Source organism: Pseudomonas entomophila (genome assembly GCF_029193575.1).
In the GTDB taxonomy this organism is placed as follows: domain Bacteria; phylum Pseudomonadota; class Gammaproteobacteria; order Pseudomonadales; family Pseudomonadaceae; genus Aquipseudomonas; species Aquipseudomonas entomophila_G.
This window is the reverse complement of sequence record NZ_JARGCS010000056.1, coordinates 18,077-39,304: the sequence shown is the minus strand read 5'-3', so window position 1 is coordinate 39,304 and position 21,228 is coordinate 18,077. Positions and strand designations below refer to the sequence as shown.

At 67.9% G+C, this 21,228-nt stretch carries 22 protein-coding genes; 11 read left to right on the top strand and 11 right to left on the bottom strand.

Annotation, left to right across the window (positions count from 1 at the left end; all coding sequences use genetic code 11):
- Window positions 1-49: 49 nt before the first annotated feature.
- Together P0Y43_RS23995 and P0Y43_RS23990 are read right to left on the bottom strand one after the other, a co-directional pair.
- Window positions 50-457, bottom strand: a complete 408-nt coding sequence (locus P0Y43_RS23995; RefSeq protein ID WP_275639736.1) for a response regulator — start codon at window positions 455-457, stop codon at window positions 50-52.
- A 48-nt stretch (window positions 458-505) separates the two neighbouring features.
- Complete coding sequence (locus P0Y43_RS23990) at window positions 506-691, bottom strand: Flp family type IVb pilin (protein ID WP_275639735.1); 186 nt, start codon at window positions 689-691, stop codon at window positions 506-508.
- A 287-nt stretch (window positions 692-978) separates the two neighbouring features.
- Here P0Y43_RS23990 and cpaB point away from each other — a divergent pair, with 287 nt between their 5' ends.
- The 8 genes from cpaB to P0Y43_RS23950 all read left to right on the top strand — a co-directional run bounded on the left by cpaB (window position 979) and on the right by P0Y43_RS23950 (window position 8,435).
- Complete coding sequence (cpaB, locus tag P0Y43_RS23985) at window positions 979-1,923, top strand: Flp pilus assembly protein CpaB (RefSeq protein ID WP_275639734.1); 945 nt, start codon at window positions 979-981, stop codon at window positions 1,921-1,923.
- Window positions 1,924-1,941: 18 nt separating this feature from the next.
- On the top strand, window positions 1,942-3,222 hold the full coding sequence (locus P0Y43_RS23980; protein WP_275639733.1) for a type II and III secretion system protein family protein: 1,281 nt from the start codon (window positions 1,942-1,944) through the stop codon (window positions 3,220-3,222).
- On the top strand, window positions 3,219-4,409 hold the full coding sequence (locus P0Y43_RS23975; RefSeq protein ID WP_275639732.1) for a pilus assembly protein: 1,191 nt from the start codon (window positions 3,219-3,221) through the stop codon (window positions 4,407-4,409). The genes P0Y43_RS23980 and P0Y43_RS23975 overlap by 4 nt, the downstream gene beginning before the upstream one ends.
- Window positions 4,406-5,662, top strand: coding sequence for a CpaF family protein (locus P0Y43_RS23970; RefSeq protein ID WP_275639731.1), 1,257 nt, complete (start codon window positions 4,406-4,408; stop codon window positions 5,660-5,662). The genes P0Y43_RS23975 and P0Y43_RS23970 overlap by 4 nt, the downstream gene beginning before the upstream one ends.
- Window positions 5,659-6,540, top strand: coding sequence for a type II secretion system F family protein (locus P0Y43_RS23965; RefSeq protein WP_275639730.1), 882 nt, complete (start codon window positions 5,659-5,661; stop codon window positions 6,538-6,540). The genes P0Y43_RS23970 and P0Y43_RS23965 overlap by 4 nt, the downstream gene beginning before the upstream one ends.
- Window positions 6,541-6,542: 2 nt before the next feature.
- On the top strand, window positions 6,543-7,430 hold the full coding sequence (locus tag P0Y43_RS23960; RefSeq protein ID WP_275639729.1) for a type II secretion system F family protein: 888 nt from the start codon (window positions 6,543-6,545) through the stop codon (window positions 7,428-7,430).
- Window positions 7,431-7,444: 14 nt separating this feature from the next.
- Window positions 7,445-8,116, top strand: coding sequence for a tetratricopeptide repeat protein (locus tag P0Y43_RS23955; protein WP_275640219.1), 672 nt, complete (start codon window positions 7,445-7,447; stop codon window positions 8,114-8,116).
- A gap of 61 nt (window positions 8,117-8,177) precedes the next feature.
- Complete coding sequence (locus P0Y43_RS23950; protein ID WP_275639728.1) at window positions 8,178-8,435, top strand: DUF3613 domain-containing protein; 258 nt, start codon at window positions 8,178-8,180, stop codon at window positions 8,433-8,435.
- 68 nt (window positions 8,436-8,503) lie between these two features.
- On the opposite strand, the gene P0Y43_RS23945 is transcribed toward P0Y43_RS23950, so the two are convergent.
- A complete protein-coding gene (locus tag P0Y43_RS23945; RefSeq protein ID WP_275639727.1) occupies window positions 8,504-9,280 on the bottom strand; it encodes a response regulator transcription factor in 777 nt (258 codons plus the stop codon).
- A 120-nt stretch (window positions 9,281-9,400) separates the two neighbouring features.
- Window positions 9,401-9,871: an A24 family peptidase gene (locus tag P0Y43_RS23940; RefSeq protein ID WP_275639726.1), complete on the bottom strand. Its 471-nt coding sequence runs from the start codon at window positions 9,869-9,871 to the stop codon at window positions 9,401-9,403.
- Between the two features lie 77 nt (window positions 9,872-9,948).
- On the opposite strand from P0Y43_RS23940, the gene P0Y43_RS23935 reads away from it, so the two are divergent.
- Together P0Y43_RS23935 and P0Y43_RS23930 are read left to right on the top strand one after the other, a co-directional pair.
- Window positions 9,949-10,392 (top strand): TadE/TadG family type IV pilus assembly protein, encoded by a 444-nt coding sequence (locus P0Y43_RS23935; RefSeq protein WP_275639725.1) that lies wholly within the window; start codon window positions 9,949-9,951, stop codon window positions 10,390-10,392.
- Entirely contained in the window at window positions 10,389-13,034 is a 2,646-nt protein-coding gene (locus P0Y43_RS23930; RefSeq protein WP_275639724.1) for a PAS domain-containing sensor histidine kinase, read from the top strand. Before P0Y43_RS23935 ends, P0Y43_RS23930 begins: the two co-directional genes overlap by 4 nt.
- Here P0Y43_RS23930 and P0Y43_RS23925 read toward each other — a convergent pair.
- From P0Y43_RS23925 to P0Y43_RS23895, 7 genes are all read right to left on the bottom strand, one after another.
- Complete coding sequence (locus P0Y43_RS23925; protein WP_275639723.1) at window positions 13,019-14,983, bottom strand: TadG family pilus assembly protein; 1,965 nt, start codon at window positions 14,981-14,983, stop codon at window positions 13,019-13,021. The genes P0Y43_RS23930 and P0Y43_RS23925 overlap by 16 nt on opposite strands.
- A 125-nt stretch (window positions 14,984-15,108) precedes the next feature.
- A complete protein-coding gene (locus P0Y43_RS23920; RefSeq protein WP_275639722.1) occupies window positions 15,109-15,669 on the bottom strand; it encodes a DUF4136 domain-containing protein in 561 nt (186 codons plus the stop codon).
- 18 nt (window positions 15,670-15,687) lie between these two features.
- Entirely contained in the window at window positions 15,688-16,320 is a 633-nt protein-coding gene (locus P0Y43_RS23915; RefSeq protein WP_275639721.1) for a DUF4136 domain-containing protein, read from the bottom strand.
- A gap of 22 nt (window positions 16,321-16,342) precedes the next feature.
- Window positions 16,343-17,092 (bottom strand): methyltransferase domain-containing protein, encoded by a 750-nt coding sequence (locus P0Y43_RS23910; RefSeq protein ID WP_275639720.1) that lies wholly within the window; start codon window positions 17,090-17,092, stop codon window positions 16,343-16,345.
- Window positions 17,089-17,394 carry a MazG-like family protein gene (locus tag P0Y43_RS23905; protein WP_275639719.1) on the bottom strand — a complete coding sequence of 102 codons (306 nt, stop codon included), beginning with the start codon at window positions 17,392-17,394 and terminating at the stop codon, window positions 17,089-17,091. The genes P0Y43_RS23910 and P0Y43_RS23905 overlap by 4 nt, the downstream gene beginning before the upstream one ends.
- 151 nt (window positions 17,395-17,545) lie before the next feature.
- Window positions 17,546-18,397, bottom strand: a complete 852-nt coding sequence (locus tag P0Y43_RS23900) for a MaoC family dehydratase (protein ID WP_275639718.1) — start codon at window positions 18,395-18,397, stop codon at window positions 17,546-17,548.
- 2 nt (window positions 18,398-18,399) lie between these two features.
- Window positions 18,400-19,752 carry a 3-oxoacyl-ACP reductase gene (locus P0Y43_RS23895; protein WP_275639717.1) on the bottom strand — a complete coding sequence of 451 codons (1,353 nt, stop codon included), beginning with the start codon at window positions 19,750-19,752 and terminating at the stop codon, window positions 18,400-18,402.
- Between the two features lie 157 nt (window positions 19,753-19,909).
- On the opposite strand from P0Y43_RS23895, the gene P0Y43_RS23890 reads away from it, so the two are divergent.
- Window positions 19,910-21,187, top strand: a complete 1,278-nt coding sequence (locus P0Y43_RS23890; RefSeq protein WP_275639716.1) for an acetyl-CoA C-acetyltransferase — start codon at window positions 19,910-19,912, stop codon at window positions 21,185-21,187.
- Window positions 21,188-21,228 lie beyond the last annotated feature (41 nt).

The window sequence follows — 21,228 nt, the reverse complement described above, 5'->3', positions numbered from 1 at the left end:
ATGTTCCTATCGCGGGGCAAGCCCGCTCTACAGGGTGAGGGTCACCTCGTTACTTGGCCACCTGCAGCAACGGCTTGGGAAACAGGTTGTCCAGGGTCTCCAGCAACCGGGCGTGGTAGATCGGCTTGCGGAACAGGTCCAGCACCTGCAGACGCAACAGGTCGCTGACATCGTCCATCCCCGCATGCCCGGACATCACGATCACTGGCAGGTGCTGGCGGGCGGTATGGTCGCGCAGGCGTTTGATCAGGCCGATGCCGCTCTCTTCGGGCATGCGCAGGTCGGTGATCACCAGCGCCACGTCGGGGTGGCGGGTGAGGTGATGCAGGGCCAGTTTCACCGAGGTCGCGGTGTGGCACTGGAAGCCTTCGTTCTCCAGCAACTCGGCCAATTCCAGCAGGGCCTCTTCCTCGTCGTCCACCAATAGGATCTGTTGGCGCAAGGAAGAGGTCGGCATGGTCGGCTCCGGGTCGTGGGCTTCACAGGGCGGGCGTTCGGCGCAGGGTCAAGGGGTGGTGGTGATGGCGGTCTTGATCTTGGTCATCAAGGCAGTGACCTCGGCGGAAATCGGGGTGACGAACGCCGCCAGCGCCACCGCGACCATCGCGGCGATCACGGCGTACTCGATACCCGAGGCGCCGTCCTTGCGTTTGAGGAAGCTCACGCAATGGCAATACATCTTCAGCAACATGGCACATCTCCTTGCGCCGACCGGCGCCGGTTTCGGGATGCGGCAAAGTGACACCCCTTTGACATCACAGGATTGCCAAGCTGCGCCAAGCTGCAAATGTAAAAAGGAGTTAGTCATAAAGTATTGGTTTTAATCAGGTTATCTAAGTGACTGTTTTCTCAGTGCGTCAAATTTACGGCTGAAAAAAGCCGACCGCCCTCATGGCGAACGAGGCTGTCTGCGCTACCGTTCAATAGCGAAATAGTTACTTTTTGACATCACGCGTTTGGGTGCAGGGAGGGGCGGACATGAGCAGTCGCTTGACCATGATGCTGGCTGCCCTGTTCCTGTTCGCCGCCTTGCTTGCCGGCTACTGGGGGCTGACCCTCAGCCGTCCAGTTGCGCCAGCACCGGCACCGGTCATGCCAAGTGCCGAGCAACCGCTCGTCGCCCCGGCGCCTGCGCCTCCCGCTCCACCACCTGGCTCGCCCATCGTGGTGCTGCGCAAGGCGGTGCCGGCCAATACCCCGTTGAGCGAAGAGGATGTTGTGGTCGAGCGCCTGCAAGTGGTGCCGGCCAGCGCTTTCCAGCGCATCGAGCAGGTCGTCGGGCGCAGCAGCGACCGCCCTTTGGCGGCGGGCACCTGGCTGGACGCGTCGAGCTTCCAGGCGGGCGGGCCGCTGGCGCGGATGATCCGCCCGCATGAACGAGCGGTGGCCGTGGGCGTCGACGAGGTGGTCGGCGCTGCCGGGCAATTGCGCCCCGGCGACTACGTCGATGTGCTGCTGTTCCTGCGCGAGGAAAACAACCATCCGCAGGCCTCCGCCCAGGTCGTGGTGCCGGCGTTGCGCGTGCTCAGCGTCGGCGAGCAGACGGGCCTGGCCAACGACGGCCGCCCGGCCCAGACCCCCGAGGAAATCAAAGCCCGTCGTGACCAGGCGATGATCGGCAGCGGCAGCGGCACTCGCACCGTGGCCCTGGCGGTGCCCGAGGCGCTGGCCAGCCGGCTGATGCTCGCGGCCCAGGCCGGCACCCTGCGCCTGGCCGTGCGCAGCGCCGATGAACAGCGCCTGGCCCGCTACTGGGCCGACCCCAGCGCCACCCCGCAGGTGGACAGCGCCAACCGCGACCTCTACCGCTTCAGCCAGCTGTCCCAGGTACCGCTGGCCACGGCCGCGCCCGCCGGCAGCGTGCCGGGCATGCAGATCATCCGTGGCGCCAAGGGCGCTGACGACGCGAACAAGACCCCCTGACCCAGCAAGGATGCCGCGATGCGTAGTTCCGAGCGAATGTTCACTCTTGTGTGCTGCGCGCTGGCCCTGGCTGCGCTGCTGCCCCGGGCCCATGCGGCGGCCAAGGGCTGCGAGGCGGTCGCCCAGTTGCCCTCGGTGATCGAAATGGACCAGGGCCTGCAACAGGAGCTACGCCTGCCCTTGGCCATCAGTCGGGTGGCGGTGGGCGAGCCGAAGGTCGCCGATGTGCAGGCCAGCGGCGAGCGCGCCGTGTTGCTGACCGCCGTCGGTCCCGGCAATACCACGCTGATGCTGTGGACCGCCTGCGCGCCGGCACCCCATCGGGCGATGCTGTTCGTCAAGGGCCGGGCCACGGTCGACATGGCCGAGGCCGCGCTGCTGCCGTCCCAGGACGCCGCGTTGCCGACCCAGGTGCAGGCCGACATCCGCTTCGTCGAAGTGCGCCGCAGCAAGTACAAGGAAGCCGGGGTGCGGCTGTTCTTCAAGGGATCCAACAATACCCTGTTCGGATCGCCGGGCACTGTGCCTAACACCTTTGTGCGCCCTGACCACGTGCCAGGTATCCAGACCAGTAGCAACCCGGTGAGCTATGCCGATGTGCGTCCAGGTATGCCCCTCGACAACGGCGTCTTCAACATCGTCTGGGGCGGCGGCAGCAGCCGTTTCCTTGCGGCGATCAACGCCCTGGAGAACAGCGGTTTCGCCTACACCCTGGCACGCCCCAGCCTCACCGTGCTCAGCGGCCTGACCGCGAGCTTCCTGGCCGGCGGCGAGATCCCCATCCCGGTGCCCAGCGCCGGTAGCGACAACGTGTCGATCGAGTACAAGGAGTTCGGTGTGCGCCTGGCGCTGACCCCCACGGTCATCAGCCGTGATCGCATCACTCTGAAGGTCGCACCGGAAGTCAGCGAACTGGACTTCACTAACGCGGTGAACATAGCTGGCACCGCAGTACCTGGTCTGAGCGTGCGTCGCACCGACACCAGCATTTCCCTGGCCGATGGCGAGAGCTTCATCATCAGCGGGCTGATCAGCAGCAATACCCGTTCGGCGGTGGACAAGTTCCCTGGTCTTGGCAACCTGCCGGTGATCGGCGCGTTCTTCCGTCAATCGTCGCTGGTACGCGAGGAAACCGAACTGCTGATGATCGTCACCCCGCACCTGGTCCAGCCGCTGGCCGCCAACGCCCGTTTGCCCGAGCTGCCCGGTGAAGACCTGCGCACCTACGACCCCAGCTGGGGCCGCCTGTTCTTCATGGAAAACGGCAACTTCAATGGCCGCAGTGGGTTATCACGATGAGCGAGAGCCTGAACCAGACCTACCTGGCGCTTACCCGCAACGAGGACGACCTGCACTGGTTGCAGGGCGCCCTGACGCCCTTGGGCCAGGTGATCGGCGCCAGCGCCGGCAGCCTCGACGAGCTGCTGGCATTGGTCGACGTGACCTTCAGCAACCTGGTCTTCATCGGCCTGGACCGCGAGCAACTGGTGAGCCAATGCGCGCTGATCGAAGGCGTGCTGGAGGCCAAGCCGATGCTGGCGATCGTCGCCCTGGGCGATGGCATGGACAACCAGCTGGTGCTGCACGCCATGCGCGCCGGTGCACGTGATTTCGTGGCCTACGGCTCACGCGCCAGCGAGGTGGCCGGGCTGGTGCGGCGCCTGGGCAAGCGCCTGCCGGCGGTGACCAACAACCCCAGCCTGGGTGGCCTGACCGTGCTCTACGGCGCCCAGCGCGGTGCCGATGGCGCGCTGTTGACCACCCACCTGGCGCGCGTGGTGCAAGAGAGCGGCCAGCAGACCCTGTTGCTCGACCTTGGCCTGCCGCGCGGCGACAGCCTGGCCCTGCTCGGGCTGGAGGCGTCGTTCCATTTCGGTGACGCCCTGCGCCACCTGCGCCGGCTCGACACCACCCTGATCGACAGCGCCTTCACCCGTGACAAGGGCGGGCTGCGCATCCTCGCCTACGCCGAGAACGACGAGCCCCTGGCCCAGACCAGCGCCGCTGAGCTGTACATGCTGCTCAGCGCCCTGCGCCAGCACTTCCAGCACATCGTCGTGAACCTCACCGGGCATGCCGACAGCGAGGCGCTGCGCACCGTCGTCAGTCACTGCGACAAGCTGATCGTCTACACCGACCAGAACATCCTCGACTGCCGGCGCAACCTCGACGTGCTGGAGCTGTGGCGCGATCGCGGCATCAAGCTGGAGCACGCCAGCCTGCTGGTCGACCGCTACCTGCGCCATGTCGCTCCCGACGCCGAGGCCCTGGCCAAGCGCTACGCGTTGCCGTTGCTCAAGGTCATCCCGTACAGCCCCGAGGTGCGCCTGAACGTCAAGAACCAGGGCCTGACCCTGTTCGAACTGGCCCCCCGCGAAGGCCTGACCCAAGCCCTGCGAGGCCTCGGCGAGCGCCTGGCGCGGCGCTCGGAAAACCTCGCGCCACCGACCTTCACCTGGCTGCGCCGGCTGTGGGGCAGCAAATGAGCGGCGACGAACCCTTCGGCGGCGCGCGCCACGCCGCCAGCGACCCGCAGGCGCTCAAGCGTGCGTTGCACCGCTTCGTCATCGATGCCATCGAGGACACCGGGCGCAACCTGCTCGAAGGCGCGCGCCCGGCGCTGGCGCAGTTCATCCTCGAACAGGTCGGCGACTACGTCGGCCGCCTGCGCCTGGCGCTGTCGCGCTACGAGATGGAGCGCCTGGCCGAGGAACTGGTCGACGAGCTCACCGGCTTCGGCCCACTGGAGGTGCTGCTGCGCGATGTCAGCGTGACCGAGATCCTGGTCAACGGGCCATACCGGGTATTCGTCGAACGCGCCGGGCTGTTGCAGCAGACCGACCTGCGCTTCATCGACGCGCACCATGTGGAGCGGGTGATGCAGCGCATCCTCGCGCCGCTCGGGCGGCGCCTGGACGAATCGTCGCCGATGGTCGACGCGCGCCTGCCCGATGGCAGCCGGGTCAACGCGATCATCCCGCCGGTGGCACTGGACGGCCCGTGCCTGTCGATCCGCAAGTTCCGCCAGGACATGCTCAAGAGCGCCGACTTGCTCGCCACCCGGGCCATCGACCAGCCGATCTTCGACTTCTTCGAGCGCGCCGTGGGGCGGCGCTGCAACGTCCTGGTCAGCGGCGGCACCGGTACCGGCAAGACCACCTTGCTGAACATCCTCAGCCAGATGATCGCCCCGCAGGAGCGCCTGGTGACCATCGAGGACGTCGCCGAACTGCAACTGCACCACCCGCACGTGGTGCGCCTGGAAACCCGCCCGCCGAACGCCGAGGGCCACGGCGAGATCAAGGCCAGCGAACTGATCCGCAACGCCCTGCGCATGCGCCCGGATCGCATCCTGCTCGGCGAGATTCGCGGCGCCGAGGTGATCGACGTGCTCACCGCGATGAACACCGGGCATGACGGCTCGATGAGCACGGTGCATGCCAACACGGCCCAGGATGCCCTGCTGCGCCTGGAAACCCTGGTTGGCCTGACCGGCCGCCAGGTGGCCGAGAAGACCTTGCGGCAGATGATCTGCGCGGCGCTGGACGTGGTCATCCAGTTGACCCGCCTGGCCGATGGCCGGCGCTGCGTCAGCGAAGTGCTCGAGGTGGTGGGCGTGCGCGACGACGTGTACGTCACCAATACCCTGTTCCGCCTCGACCGGCGCAATGGCGACAGCTTCCTGCGCGAGGCGCACCACCCGGCGGGCGCCAAGTTGCTCCACGAGGGCGTGCTGTGATCGGGCCGCTGCTGCTGGCCCTGGCACCGCTGCTGTTGGGCGTGGCGCTGGTGCTGTTGCGCCTGGGCTTGCACAAGCGCGGCGAGGAGCGCGTGCTGCAACGCCTGGGCCGTGCCTACCGCGCGGTACGCAGCGGTAGCGCCCGGCGTGACTGGCTCGACCCGTTGCTGTTGCGCGCGGGCCTGGCGCATATCGAGGTGCGCCCACGGCGTTGGCTGCTGGGTTGGCTGGCGCTGGTGCTGCTGGCGCTGCTGGCCAGCGGCTGGGTGGCGGCGTTGATGGTGCTGCTGGGCGTGCCGCTGACGGCGTACTTCTACCTGAGTTGGTTGTGCCGTCGCCGCGTGCGCCAGTTGGTCGAGCAACTGCCAGGCCTGCTGGACTACAGCGTGCGCAGCCTCAAGGCCGGGCGCACGCTGAGCGACGCGGTGCTCGGCGGCGTCGATGGCACCCGCGAGCCACTGCGCTCGGCCTTGGGCCGGGTGCGGCGCAACGTGCAGTTGGGCGTGCCGCTGGACGACGCCATGCACGAGCTGGCCGAGCTGTATGGCCAGGACGAGTTGCGCCTGTTCGCCCTGGGCCTGCGCATCAACCAGCATTACGGCGGCAACGCCAGCGAACTGATGGAGAACCTGATCAAGCTGATCCGCGAGCGCGAGCAGGGCGGTCGTCAGCTCAAGGCCATGACTGGTGAGACCCGCGTGACCGCGTGGATCCTCGGCGCGCTGCCGCTGTGCATGGTCGGCTACTTCCTCATGGCCAACCCCAACTACCTGCTGGCCATGTGGCGCGACGCCCACGGGCAACTGCTGCTGCTGATGGCCTTCGCCCTGCAAATGCTCGGTTGCCTGGTGCTGTGGCGCATGATGAGGAGCCTCTGAGCATGGCCCTATTGATCGCCGCACTGTGTCTGTTCGCCGGTTTCGCCCTGCTGGCGCTGCAACTCGCCCGCCAGTGGCGCGGCCGTTACCTGGTGGCGCGGCGCCTGCAAGGCCGCATGGCCCGCGAGGAGCGCTTGAACGACTGGCTGCAGTGGTTGGGTGGCAGCCCCTTGGGCCGTCGCCTGCAGAAGCTCGACAGCGAAACCCAGGGCTTGCTCGACCGCCTCGGCTGGCGCCGCAGCCGTCAGCGCGCGCTGTTCGCCGCCGTGCAGTTGGGCCTGCCGTTGCTGGCGATGGGCGTGGTGCTGGTGTTGCAGCACGGGGTGACGGGCACCGGGCCGTTGCATTGGCTGGTGCTGCCGCTGATCGCCCTGGGCGCCGGCTACCTGCTGCCCAAGCGCCTGCTGGCAGCGGCGGCGGCGCGGCGCCAGCGGCGTATCGCCGCGGAGGTCAGCCAACTGATTCCACTGCTGCGCATCCTCTTCGAGACCGGCCTTGCGGTGGAGCAGGCGCTGCGCGTGCTGAGCCAGGAGGGGCGGATGTTGGTGCCAGAGATCAGCGAAGAGTTGCGCCAGGTGCTGCAACGGGTCGACTCGGGCCTGGCGCTGGGCGCGGAACTGGAGAAAAGCGCGCGCCTGCTGGCGGTGGACGAATACCTCGACACCTGCGTGATCCTGCAGCAGTTGCTTCTGCAGGGCAGCGGCGCGATGAAGTCGCTGCTGGCGCTCAAGGACCTGCTCGACGACCGCCGCCTGACCGGCTTGCAAGAGCGGGTGTCGAAGATGTCGGCGAAGATGTCGGCGGTGATGATGATGTTTCTGTTCCCGGCCTTGCTCATCGTGCTGGCCGGGCCGGGTTTTTCCGCGTTGGCGCGGGCGTTGGGGTCCTAGGGGGAGGGGCGATGATGAAAGTGTTCCTGATGGCCGGCAGCCTGTTGCTGCTGATGGGGTGCGCGGGGCAGCAACCCCAGGGCCTGGACCGCCTGTTCGGCGGTGGCGCCTGCGCCAAGCCGGATGCCGACCAGCAACTGGCGCTGAACCTGGCCGACGAGATGGTCAACGACGGCCGGCCCCACGCCAGCCTGGCCCATCTGCAAAAACTGCCCGACAGCCTGGAGGCGGTGCGCCTGCGCAAGGCCAAGGTGTCGCGCCTGCTCGGGCGCAGCGAGGCCGAGCCGTTGTACCGCAGCCTGCTCGGCGGCTGCCTGGCGGCCGAGGCCGAGCATGGTCTCGGCCAACTGGCCTCGGCCCGCGGCGATGACGTGCAGGCGTTGCAGAACCTGCAACGCGCGGTGCGCCTGGCGCCCACCGACGAGAAGATCCGCAACGACTTGGGCGTGGTGCTGATGAACCTGGGCCGCCATGAGCAGGCGCGCTTCGAGTTCCTCACCGCCATCGAGTTGAAAGAGGACAACCCGCTGCCGGCGGTGAACCTGGTGACCTTGTCGCTGGTGGAAGACAACTGGCAGCAGGCCAGTGACCTGGTGAGCCGCTTGCGCTTGAAACCCGAGCAGTTCGCCGAAGCCCAGGCCCGGGCCCAGCGACTCAGGGCCAGCGCACGCACGCCGCTGAGCTGAGCGACGCGGTCCCCTGTGGGAGCGGGCTCGTCCCGCGATGATGCCAACGGAGGTCTTCCCGATGTCCAGATGCCTGATACTGCTGACCCTGCTCGCCCCCCTGGCGGCCCTGGCCGAAGAGCCGCCACGCGAGCCGCCGCCGGAAACCGCCACCGAAGCCCTGTTGCGCGTGCAGTCCAGCGGCCAGCAGGCCTCCACGCAACCCCAGGTGCAGACCGCGCGCGAGCGCGACCAGTCCATGCAGCGCTGGCTGGACACCTACAAGTATGTGATTCCGGATTTCTATCGCTGGACCAAGATCAATTCGTCCAACAATTGAGGCGGGGGATTTTGTGGTGTTTGTGCCGGCCCTATCTTGCCCCGCGATAGGGCCGGCACTGACAACCGCTAATGGGTGGTAAAGCGCTGGTGCACCGGCGAAGACCGTGGCGTCAACGCCAATGCCAGTTGCGTGCGGTTGTGCATGTGGGTCAGGCGCAACACCTGCGACACGTACAGCTTCACGGTGTTCTCGGTAATGCCCAGCTCGCAGGCGATCTGGTAGTTGGTCTTGCCCTTGCTGACCAGCTTGGCCACCTCCAGCTGGCGGGGTGAAAGCTTCTCGAACACTGGCGGCAACTCGCTTTCACCTTCCTCCACGTCGCCGACGCGCCGGTGCGTGCCCTGGCCGCGGGCTTTCTCCAGGTCCTGGTAGAGGTCGTCGATGGATTCGGCCAGCTCCTGTAGACGCTGGTTCAGGTTGCCCAGCTCGCGGAAGTTGCGCCGCCGTTCGCGCAGCACCTCCTCCTGGCGCTTCACGCCCTCCAGCAATTCGACGAGGTCCATCGGCTTCTGGTAGTAATCGGCGAACCCTTCGCGCAGGGCGCGGATCACGTCCTGCTTGTCGGCGCGGCCAGTGAGCATGATCGCCTCGAACAGGCGCTGCTGGCCGGCGATGGCCTTGATCGCGCGCACCAGCTCGATGCCATCGCGCTCGGGCATGTGCAGGTCGCACAGCACCAGGCCAATGGCCTCGTCGACTTTGTAGCGCTCGATGGCGTCGGCCGTCGAATGGGCCGGCACACAGTGGTAGCCCTGGCTTTCGAGGAATTCGCAGAGCTCTTCGACGATCAACGGCTGGTCGTCGACAACCAGAATCTTCACCTCACTGACAGACTTGTTCACGATCCACTCCCTGTTCGTATCGGTCTTGCTCCGTGGCCAGCAGACTGGCCGTTAAGAACGGTAGTCGCACTTTTCAATTATGTACAAGGGTTATACAAAGGGATTCGACCGCCTGGTCATTCAGGGGATCCATACCGCGGTTAAAAGGAAACCCGCCAAAACGTACGGTGCGAACGGCTGCTTGTCGCCCACCTGCTCGGCCAGCCGCTGCAGGCGCTTCTTCACCTTGGGGTTGAGCAGGGTCCACAGCCGGCGCCGGCCGAAGATCCACACCAGTACCGCGACGCCGGCACCGATGAAGGTGCCCAGCACGTACTGGTGGCTGGTGGCCAGGGCCAGCGCGCCCATCAATTTCACGTCGCCAGCCCCGAAGCGGCCGAGCATGTAGCCGGGCAGGGTGAGCAGCATGACGATGGCCAGCGCCCAGCCGGCATCGCTGGCGTCGGCGCCGATCCAGCTGTGCCCGGTGGCGAACAGCCAGGCCAGGGCGCAGGCGGCCGCGCCCAGGGTCAGCGTGTTGGAGATCTGACGTTCACGAACATCTTGTTCGGTGCACAAGGCAAGCCACAGCAGGAGAACAATGCTTTGCATTGGCAATTTGCCATCCCTATTCGTTGAACGGTTCTATGCTGTCAATCAGGGGTTCACTGGTCAGGGTAGACGCGATCATGCAAGCAGGCCCGGCAAGACGGCAAAAAGGCGCGGCAGCCATCGAGTTTGTCGCAGTCTTCATGGTGTTCTTCGCAGTCTTCTACGGGCTGGTCAGCCACGCGTTGCCCATGCTCATGCTGCAGTCGTTCAACCAGGCCACCAGCGAGGCGGTGCGCCGCTGCGTAGCCCTCGACCCGACCAGTGCCACCTATGGCACCGACGTGCAGGCCCTGGCCCGTGAAGTCATTCGCCAGCAACTGACCTGGATGCCTGGCGTGCTCAATTTCCAGCCCACCAGCGATACCCGCGTGACCCTCGGTTCGGGCCGGCTGCTGACCGTGACCATCGACTACCCCACCAGCAAGTTGACCAACGTGTTGCCCGTGCTCGTGCTGCCGCTGATCGGCCCTGTGCCGCAACTGCCGGCACGCCTGAAGTCCGAAGCGAGCCTACAACTGTGAGCGGGCTGTTCGACCGCTGGCGCGGCGGCCAGTCGCCGGCGCATGCGCCCGAACTGCCGCAGACGGTGGGCCTGCAATTGTGGCTCGACGACCAGGCCCGCGTGCTGCGCCTGGCTGGGCCGTTGCGCAGCGTGCTGGCCTTGCCCGCGCAGCGTGGCGCACGGGTGCACGACTACCTCGAACGGCATAGCTGGCTGGTGCTCGAAGGCGAACCTGCCGACTGGCAGGGCCAGCCGCTGGACCTGGACTTCCACACGGTGATCGGCCACCCCCTGCATACCCGCGGCTGGCTGCTGCGCCAGGCGGATGGCTGGCTGCTGCAAATGTTCGACATCGGCGACTTGCTGCGCGCCAGCGAGCAGGATGGCCATCGGCAGGCCCTGCGGCAGTTGGCGGCGCGTCTGGGGCGAGCGATGCGCGAGTGCGGCGACGAACACCTCGAGCAGGCCGCCGCCGAACAGTTGCAGCATCTGGCCTCGCACTGGCACGCCGGCGCCGTGCGCCTGATGCTGCGCGAAGCCTCGGGCTGGCGCTGCCTGGCCAGCAGCGACGTCGACTGGCCCTGGGCCGAGGATGCACGCCTGCAACCCTGGCTCGATACCCTGCCGCCGCAGGGCTTGCTCGGCGGTCACCAGGCCCCCGAGCTACTCGCCCTGTGCGGTGGCTTGTCGCTGTTCATGCTGGCCTACGTGCAAGGGCCGGACGTGCAGGCCTGGCTGTTGTGTGCCGGCGCCGACCAGCCGCCGACGCCAGACGAGGCCCAAGCCCTGCTGCCGGCGCTGGCCGAGCCGCTGTTGGCGCGTCACCGCCAGCTGCAGTTGGCCCGCCAGGCGCATCACCTCGACGACTTGCAACGGCAGTTGGGGGCCGGTTGGTGGGAGTGGCCGCTGCAAGGCCCTTTGCACCTTGACCCGACCCTGGCCGCCAGTCTCGGGTTGGCGGGCCAGCCCAGCCTCGAGCAGTGGCTGGCACGCGTGCACCCGGCCGACCGCGAGGCGGCGCAGATGGCCCTGGAGCAGGCCCGCGAAGGGCGCGAACTGAGCCTGAGCCTGCGCCTGCTGGATGACGACGGCCTCGGCGCGTCGCGTTGGATGCACTGGGTCGGCCAGTTGCAGGGCCGCCAGCTGCGCGGCTTCGTGCTCGACATCAGTGCGCTCAAGGCCCAGGAACACCAGGCCGGCGCCGCCCGTGCACGGCTGGAAAACCTGATCGCCAGCTCGCCGGCGGTGATCTACGTGCAGCGCTATGCCGAAGGCGCGCTGTACGGCGAGTTCTTCAGTGCCAGCCTGACCCCCTTGCTGGGGTGGGCCGCCGACAGCGAACAGGCGCGCCAGCCGGGCCTGGCCGTGCACCCCGATGACCACGCGCAGTGGCTGGAGCGCACCCGCAGCCTGCTGCGCGACGGCCAGGTGCGCTGCCGCTACCGCCTGCGCGACCAGCGCGGCGGCTACCACTGGGTGCTGGACGAGGCGCGCCTGTTGCGCAACGACCTGGGCCAGCCGCTGGAGGTGGTCGGCTTGTGGCTGGACGTCAGCGAGGCGACCGAAGCCGCCGAGCGTGTGCGCCAGAGCGAGGAGCGCTACCGCGTGCTGGTGGAGGACTCGCCAGCGATGATCTGCCGCTACCGCCCGGACCTGAGCCTGGTGTTCGGCAACCGGCCGCTGGCCGACCACCTGGAGTGCGAGCCGGCGCAGCTGGCAGGCATGAACCTTGGCCAGTGGTTGTCGCCGGCCGAGCGCGAGGCGTTTGTCGAGCGCCTCGCCGCGCTGACCCCCGAGCAGCCGCTGAGCAGTGCGGAGATCTGCCTGCAACTGCCGGGGCGCGAACATGCCTGGTGGGTGTGGGCCGACCGTGGGTTGTTCGACGCCCAGGGCCAATTGGTCGAGATCCAAGCGGTGGGCCGCGACAACACCGAGGTGCGGCGCAGCCAGCGTCAGCTGTTGCAGGGCGCGAAGATGGCCACGCTCGGTGAGTTGGCGAGCGGGCTGGTGCACGAGATCAACCAGCCGCTCAACGTGATGCGCATGGCGGTGGCCAACACCCTCAAGCGCCTGGAGAACGGCGCTGCCGACGCGGCCTACCTGAACGACAAGCTGCGGCGTATCGAGGCCCAGGTCGAGCGCGCCGCGCGCTTGGTGGAGCACATGCGCGTGTTCGGCCGCCGTTCCGAGGTCGAACGCCAGCCGTTCCCCGCCTGGGCTGCGGTGGAGGGCGCGGTGGCGTTGCTGGAGGAGGGCCTGCGTGGCAAGGGCGTGGGCCTGCGTATCGAGCCGCCGGTCGAGCAGCCGGTGGTGCTTGGCCACCAGGACCAGCTTGAGCAGGTGCTGATCAACCTGATGGTCAACGCCCGTGACGCCCTGCTCGAACACGACCGCGATACACCCTGGATCGGCGTGCGCCAGCACGTCGCCGACGGCCAACTGTACCTGCTGGTCGAGGACAATGGCGGCGGCATCGACCCGCGCCTGCTGGAGCGGATCTTCGAGCCGTTCTTCACCACCAAGCCTGCGGGCGTCGGCACCGGGCTAGGGCTCTCGGTGAGCCACGGCATCGTCGCCGCCATGGGCGGCAGCCTGGGCGCGGTGAACGAGGCGCAAGGCGCATGCTTTCGGGTGTCACTGCCGCTTCACATCGCCAGCTGAGCACGGCCATTGGAGCAACTGAGGTTGGCGCCGACCTCGGCGTTGACCAGGTCGATGCCCAGGGTCTTGAGCAGCACGTTCACCAACGGGTCGAGCAGCGGGCTGAGCAGGTTCTTGATCAGCGGCTCGAGGATCGCCTTCACACCGTCCAATACGCCACCGGTGATCACCAGCAACTGGCCCAGGCCGCTGTTGTTGACGGTGGGTTTGTAGGCTTGCAGCTGGATGCCCAGCAGGGTGTCGCTGAGGCTGCCGACGACGTTCTCGTTGGCGCTCTTCATCGGCAGGTAGGCGGCGGGCAGGCCGATATCGGGCGGCGTGCTGGTGGGGGCGGCGAACACCAACGGCCGTTCCTGCGGGCCGCTGCCGAGCACCTTGCTGTCCACCCGCAGGCCGATGCCGCCACCGGCGAAAGGCACGCGGGGCTTGCAGTCGCCGGTAGGCAGGATCAACAGGCGTGTGCAGACCTTGGTGCCGATGTCGATCAGCGGCAGCGCCTTGACCGCGGTGGTGCCGTTGGCGAAGAACGCATCCGGTGACTCGAAGCGGCCCACGGCGATCTTCGCCGCCGAACTCTGGGTCAGGGTGTCCAGGCGTTTGGGCGAGCAACTGTAGTTGGCGGGAGGCTGCGGTTGCAGGCGGCTGGTCGCCTCGGCGACCTCCAGGCCAATGTCGATGTGCAGCTTGTCGGGCACCAGCACGATGTCGGCAACGGTGCAGGGAATGCCCAGCAGGCACAGCACCGACTGCACGGTCGATGCCAGGTTCAGGCTGAGCAGGTTGTTGAGCACGTTGGTCAGCGGCGAGACCAGGTCGAGCACCGCGTTGGCCAACCCGAAGATGCCGTCGAGCAATGGCAGGTCGAGCGAGATCATCGCCCGTATCTGGGCGGTGTGCACGCGCAGCTCGTTCTGGCTGGGGTCGCCGACCGACGAGATCTGCTGCGGCTCTATCACTTTCAGGCGCACCCGCCCGTTGACCAGGCCCAGCACGTTGATCGGCAGGTCGGCGGTGGCCGCGCTTTCGCTGGCCGCCAGCTGGATCACCCCCTGCACCAGTTGCAGCAGCTGGATGCTGGCGTCGAGCCCGGCCTGGGCGGTGCCGTTCTGGATGTCGAGAATGTCGCCCAGCTGCAGCAGCGTGCCGTTGCTGGCGCCCAGGGCGATCTTGCCCAGGTTGGTGATGACCTCGGCGGCCGCGCCGCTTTGCTGCAGCACCTTGATCGCGGCTTGCAGCAGTTGCGTGGCCGTGGCGTTGGCGTTGAGCAGTTGCTGGTAGTCCCCGACCTTGAGGTTCAGGTCGATGGCCAACTGGTCGAGGAACTTGAGCAGGTTGAGGTCGGTGGCGGCCAGGCCCTGCCAGCCGGCGACATCCAGCGTGACGCTGCCGCCAAGCAAGCCGAGCAGGGCGTTGAGCACGACGGACTGGCGTGAGTCGACCGTGGCCAGGGTGCTGCGGATGCTCAGCATGGCCTGCGGCTGCATCGGCGTGGAGGCCACGGCGGTGGCGCTGACCAGGCTGGTCAGCGGCAGTTCCTGGCCTTCGACCACCTGGTAGATGCTGCGGACGATGCTGGTGTTGAGGGTGCGGCTGACCTTGACCTTGATCGCCTCGTTGCGCGTGGCATCAGGGTTGAAGGTGCGCACGCTGTTGTCGCCGGTTTGCAGGTAGCCGCAAGTGGCTACCAAGGGGTCGGACGGGCTGTGCCCGTTGCGCGTGGCGGCGGCGCGGGCGAGGTCGTAGGCCTGGGCGCCGCTGCCCGTGCACACGCCGTGCTGGCCGGCTGCTTCGAGGGCCGACATGTCGGCGATGCGCTGCAGCTTGCGCTGTTCCAGGTAGAGGCGTCCGCTGTCGACCACCAGCACCATGAACGCCACGGCCAGCCCCAGGGTAAGGGCGGCCATCAGGCCAATCGCGCCTCGTTGGCGCGCAGCGAAATGGGGAACCACGGGCACTCCTTTGCAGGCCATTGGCCACGCAGTGCAGCTGCGGTGCAAAAGAGTGTAGTCAAAGTGATGGCATGTTGCCTGTGCCGGCCGCATCGCGGGCTTGCCGCGATGAGGCCGGTGAAGATTCATCGCGGTGGGTAGTTGGACATCACCTGGGTCACGGTTTTCTGGATCGCCGCATTGCGCTCCTGCGGGCTCGGCGGGTAGTTGCTCATGACCTGCTCGGCACTGCCTCGCCACACCAGCTTGCCGTCCTTGCCGTCGAACAGGTCGACCTGGATGGTCGCCACCTTGTAGTCGACGCTGCGGGTCTCGTTGTACATCGGCCCACCCCAGTAGCCGCCCCAGTAGCCCCCCCAGCCACCGCCGTAGTTGGTGGTGATCTGCTGCTGACGTTGCTCGACGATCAGGTACGCACGCACCTTCACATCGGCCCGGGCATTGCCCTGCACCGGGCGCAGGCCGCGCTGGTCGAGCTGGTCGGCGACGGCCTGGCGGATGCGTTGTTCGGTGAGGTCGCTCTTGATCCGCGGGTCGTCCGGGCGGTACTGCAATGCCGGCTCTTGCCACGTCCAGCTGCGGTAGGCGGCGAAGTCACGGCTGGCGTCGAAATCCTGGATGACATTGTTGCTGGAGCAGGCCGCGAGCAGCACGACCAGGGACAGCAGGACGAAACGGCGCAACATGATGGTTCTCCTGGGCGGTTAACTGGGGGGGTAGCCGGCGAGCGCCTTGTGCACCGAGTCGCGCAGGGCGTTCTCGCGTTCACGGGGCGAGCTTTTGTCGCTGCCGCTCTCGGCGCTGGCGCTCCACACCGGCTGGCCGCTGCGGGCGTCGAACAGGTCGATGCGCACCACCATCACCTCGACCTCGTAGGTGCGCACGATCGGCACGCTGCCGTAGGCGCCGTAGCCGTGGCGGTAACCGCCGTAGCCGACGCTGCCGTAGGGGTAGGGGCCGTAGTAGGGGTCATAGTCGTAGTCGCGCACCTGGCGCAGGCGCCGCTCCAGGCGCAGGTCGGCGCTCACCAGCAAATCGGCGTTGCCGGCGCGGGCCGGGCGCAGGCCGTGCTGGTCGAGGGCGCCGCTGACCGCCTCGGCCAGTTGCGCGGGGTCGGCGCTGGCGTTGCCGCTGGGCAACTGGCCGTTGCGCCAGGCCCAGTTGCGGTAGCGCCCGTAGTCGCGTGCCGGGGCCGGGTAGGCGCTGGCGTCGAAGGTGGTGGCCACCTGCGGCGGTGCCGGGGGCAGCGGGCGGGAGCTGGCGACGTAGGGGTTGCTGCCTTGGCAGGCGGCCAGGGCGAAGGGCAACAGGGCCAGGCACAACAGGCGGTACGGCATGGGGTCCTCCCGACGGGCGGGGTCAGCGGGGGCGGCAGATCCAGTGCAGGTAGCGGCCGAGCCCGGCGAAGCTGGGGTGGCGGCGGTGCGCCAGTTCCATCTCCAGCAGGTCGAGCAGCTCGGCCTTGGCCTGGAACTCCTTGGGCATGTAGTCGTGGAACACCCGCACGCCACTTTCACTTTCGACCTGCCACAAGGGTTCAAGTTGCGCCTTGAGTTCACGCGGATCAAGCGGTTTCTGGGGTGTCAGGCTTTGCTTCTCGCCGGCCAGGCGGTTGCTGCGCAGCTTGCGGAAATGGCCCTTGATCAGGTTGCGGTACACCAGCGCGTCGCGGTTGTAGAACGCCAGCGACAACCAGCCACCCTGGGCGGTCAGCTGGTGCAGCACCGGCAGGATGCTTTCCGGCTCGGCCAGCCATTCCAGCACGGCGTGGCACAGCACCAGGTCGAAGGGTTCGGTGAGCTGGCCAAGCAGTTCCTGCCACGGCGCCTGGATGAAGGTGGCCGGCTGGCCGGCCTCGACGAAGCGCGCGCGGGCGCCATCGAGCATGGGCGCGGCGGGTTCGGCGAGGGTCACCTGGTGGCCGCGCTGGGCCAGCCACAGGGCCATGTGGCCCAGGCCCGCGCCGATGTCGAGCACACGCAGGGGGCGGTCGGGCAGGGCTTCGGCCAGGTCGGCCTGGAGCACCGCGAGGCGGATCGCGCCCTTGGCGCCGCCGTAGATCTTCTCGGCGAAGCGGCTGGCCAATTCATCGAAGTGACGGTCGTTCATTTGGCGAAGCGCCTCTCGCTGTCGGCCAGCTTGGCCCGTACCACCTGCTCCAGGTCCAGGCCCAGCTCGCTGCACAGCAGCAACAGGTAGAGCACCACGTCGCCGACTTCCTGCCCGGCGTGGGCGAGTTGCTCGGGGGGCAGTTGGCGCGACTGGTCCTCGGTCAGCCACTGGAAGATCTCCACCAGTTCGGCCATTTCCACGCTGGCCGCCATGGCGAGGTTCTTCGGGCTGTGGAAGCCGCGCCAGTCGTTGCTGTCGCGGATCCGGTGCAGGCGCTCGGTCAATTCTTGCAGGTTCATTGGGGGCTCTCCTTCTGGCGCATAGCTTCGGCGGCGTGGGGGAGCAAAGCAAGTGAATTGCGGGGGCTGTGCCGGCCTCATCGTGGGGCAAGCCCGCGCCTGCAGGGGCCGGTGGACCGCTGTAGGCGCGGGCTTGCCCCACGATAGCGGTCTAAAGCGTGCGCCACCTACCGAGCATGTGCAGCAACCCGCCATGCCCCTCCAAGCGCAACTGCCCCTGCGCCCCCGCCTCGCTGGCACTGAGGATCACTTCCGAGGGCAACCTCACGGGTTTGTGGAAATCCACCTCGAACGCATACCCGGCGGCCGGCAGGTGGCCACGCAACGCCGCCAGCGCCATGGCCTTGCTCCACATGCCGTGGGCGATCGCCTTGGGAAAACCGAACAACCGGGCACTGGCGGCGCTCAGGTGGATCGGGTTGTAGTCGCCGCAGACCTTGGCGTAGCGCCGGCCGATATCGCTGTCGGCATACCAGCGAGTGGCTTCCGGCAGGGCCTGCGGTTCGGCCTCGATGTCTTCGGCTGGCGGGTCTTCCAGCTTCAGGCCGCGCACCAGCATGCGGCTGGTCTCGCGCCACAGCAGCCCCAGCCCGTCCTCGGCCTCGGTCACCAGGTCGAAGGTGCCGCCCTTGGCATGTGGCTGCAGGTTGTCGGCGTACACCGCGAAGCGCAGCCCATCGATGCCCCCCAGCGGGCGCAACACCTGCAGGCTGTTATGCAGGTGGACCAGGCCGAGCAGCGGGAAGGGGAAGTCGTGGGCGGTCAGCAATTGCAGTTGCAGGGCGAAGGCCATCACGTGCGGGTAGGTGGGGGGCAGGCGCCCGTCGTCGGCGAAGTGGCAGAGCCGGCGGTAGGCGCTGAGGTTGCCCGGGTCGACCCGCAGGAAGCAGCGCAGGCCCTGGGCGGGCAATGTGCTGCCGGTGATCTTGCGTTTGCCCAGGGCACGCAGGTAGAGGCCGGCGCGGGCGTCGGGGCTGTGCAGTTCTTGCCATGGCCTGTTCATGGTCAGGCCCCCATCAAGGCCTGGCCGCACACGCGCAGCGCCTGGCCATTCACCGCGCCGCTGCCTGGCTGGCTGAGCCAGGCGATGGCCTCGGCGACATCCTGCGGGCGTCCGCCCTGGCTCAGCGAGCTCAAGCGCCGGCCGGCCTCGCGCAGGCCCATGGGCATGGCGGCGGTCATGTGGGTTTCGATGAAGCCCGGCGCCACGGCGTTGATGCTGGCGCCGCGCTCTGCCACACGTGGCGCCCAGGCCTGGGCGAAACCGATCAGCCCGGCCTTGCTGGCGGCGTAGTTGGCCTGGCCGCGGTTGCCGGCGATGCCGCTGACCGAGGCCAGCAGGGTGATGCGCGCGTCGTCGCCGAGCTTGCCCGCGTCGAACAGCGCCTGGGTCAGCACCTGCGGGGCCTTGAGGTTGACCGCCATGACCGCGTCCCAGTATTCCGGGGTCATGTTGGCGAGGGTCTTGTCGCGGGTGATGCCGGCGTTGTGCACGACGATATCGATACCGTCGGGCAGGGCCTCGAGCAAGCTGGCCGCGGCATCGCTGGCGCAAATGTCCAGTGCCAGGGCCCGCCCGCCCAGGCGCGCGGCAAGGGCGTCGAGGTCTTTCTGCGCCGGGGGCACGTCGAGCAGGGTCACCTCGGCGCCGTCACGCGCCAGGGTTTCGGCGATGGCGGCGCCGATGCCCCGGGCGGCGCCGGTCACCAGGGCGCGGCGGCCGGCCAGTGGGCGGGTCCAGTCTTGCACCTGGGCGGCGCAGGCCTCCAGGCGCAGCACCTGGCCGGAGATGAACGCGCTCTTGGGCGAGAGGAAGAAGCGCAGCGCGCCTTCGAGCTGGCCTTCGGCACCGTCGCCGACATACAGCAACTGCGCCGTGGCGCCGTTGCGCAGCTCCTTGGCCAGCGAACGGCTGAAGCCTTCCAGGGCGCGTTGGGCGACGCAGGCCAGCGGGTCGTCGATCCGTTCCGGGGCGCGGCCGAGGATCACCACGTGGGCACAGGGCGCCAGGCTGCGCAGCAACGGCTGGAAGAATTCGCGCAACTGCTTGAGCTGGTCGCTGTCGGACAAGTGACTGGCATCGAACACCACGGCCTTGAGCTTCGGCCCCAGCCCGGCCACCCAGGCGGGGGCTTGCAGGCCGTCGCTGGCGAAACTGTAGCGCTCGTCGGTGAGGGCGGCGGCGAAGGCTTCGACCTGGTTCGCCAACGGCCCGCCGCCCAGCACCAAGGCCCCTTCGACCGGGCGCAGGCGCCCGGCCTGCCAGCGCTCCAGTGGGGCTGGGCGCGGCAGGCCGAGTGCGTCGACCAGGCGACGGCCGAGGTTGGAGTTGGCAAAGCCGAGATAGCGATCGCTCATGTGCGGGTCTCCCTGAAGGCAAGCATGCAAGTGTGGACCAAGTTTGTGGCAAGGTCGTTCGAATGCGCTAAAAACACCTAGGCTGTACGGGGAATCTGTGTTCAGTTGAGGTTTTTGTGGGCCGGCACAGCCACTACTTTTCAGGAGGAAGCAGCACATGCGTTCACCCCGCCGGGTCGCGATTCTGGGCGGCAATCGTATTCCGTTCGCCCGTTCCAACGGCGCCTATGCCACCGCCACCAACCAGGCGATGCTCACCGCCGCCCTCGAAGGGCTGGTCGAGCGCCACCGCCTGCACGGCCTGCGCCTGGGCGAGGTGGCCGCAGGCACGGTGCTCAAGCATTCGCGCGACATGAACCTGACCCGCGAATGCGTGCTCGGCTCGCGCCTGTCGCCGCAGACCCCCGCCTACGACATCCAGCAGGCCTGCGGCACGGGCCTTGAGGCAGCGCTGCTGGTGGCCAACAAGATCGCCCTGGGGCAGATCGACAGCGGCATCGCCGGCGGCGTCGACACCACCTCCGACGCGCCCATCGCGGTCAACGAAGGGCTGCGCCGCCTGCTGCTGGAGGCCAACCGCGGCAAGACCCTGGCCGAGCGCCTCAAGCCCTTCCTCAAGCTGCGCCCGCGCCACCTCAAGCCCGAGTTCCCGCGCAACGGCGAGCCGCGCACGGGGTTGTCGATGGGCGAGCATTGCGAGCAGATGGCGCAGACCTGGCACATTGGCCGCGCCGTGCAGGATGAGTTGGCGCTGCTCAGTCACCAGCACCTGGCCGCTTCCTATAACGAAGGCTGGCACGACGACCTGCTCACCCCCTACCTGGGGCTGACCCGCGACAACAACCTGCGCCCCGACCTGACCCTGGAGCAGTTGACCCGGCTCAAGCCGGTGTTCGACCGCAGCGCCCAGGGCACGATGACGCCAGGCAACTCGACGCCACTGACCGACGGTGCATCGCTGGTGCTGCTGGGCAGCGAGGCGTGGGCCGAGGCGCGGGGCCTTTCGGTGCTGGCCTACCTGGTCGACGGCGAGGCGGCGGCGGTCGACTTCGTCAAGGGGCAGGAAGGCCTGCTGATGGCGCCGGTGTATGCGGTGCCACGGCTGTTGGCACGCAATGGGCTGACGTTGCAGGACTTCGATTACTACGAAATCCATGAGGCCTTTGCCGCGCAGGTGCTGTGCACCTTGAAGGCCTGGGAAGATGACGAGTACTGCCGCACGCGGCTGGGGCTCGAAGGCGCGTTGGGCTCGATCGACCGCAGCAGGCTGAACGTCAAGGGCAGCTCGCTGGCGGCGGGGCACCCGTTCGCCGCCACGGGGGGGCGGATCCTGGCGAACATGGCCAAGTTGCTGGCCACGGCGGGCAAGGGGCGCGGGTTGATTTCGATTTGTGCGGCGGGGGGCCAGGGGGTTACCGCCATCGTCGAGCGCTGAGGGGGCTGCCGAGGCCCCATCGCGGGGCCAGTCGGAACGCC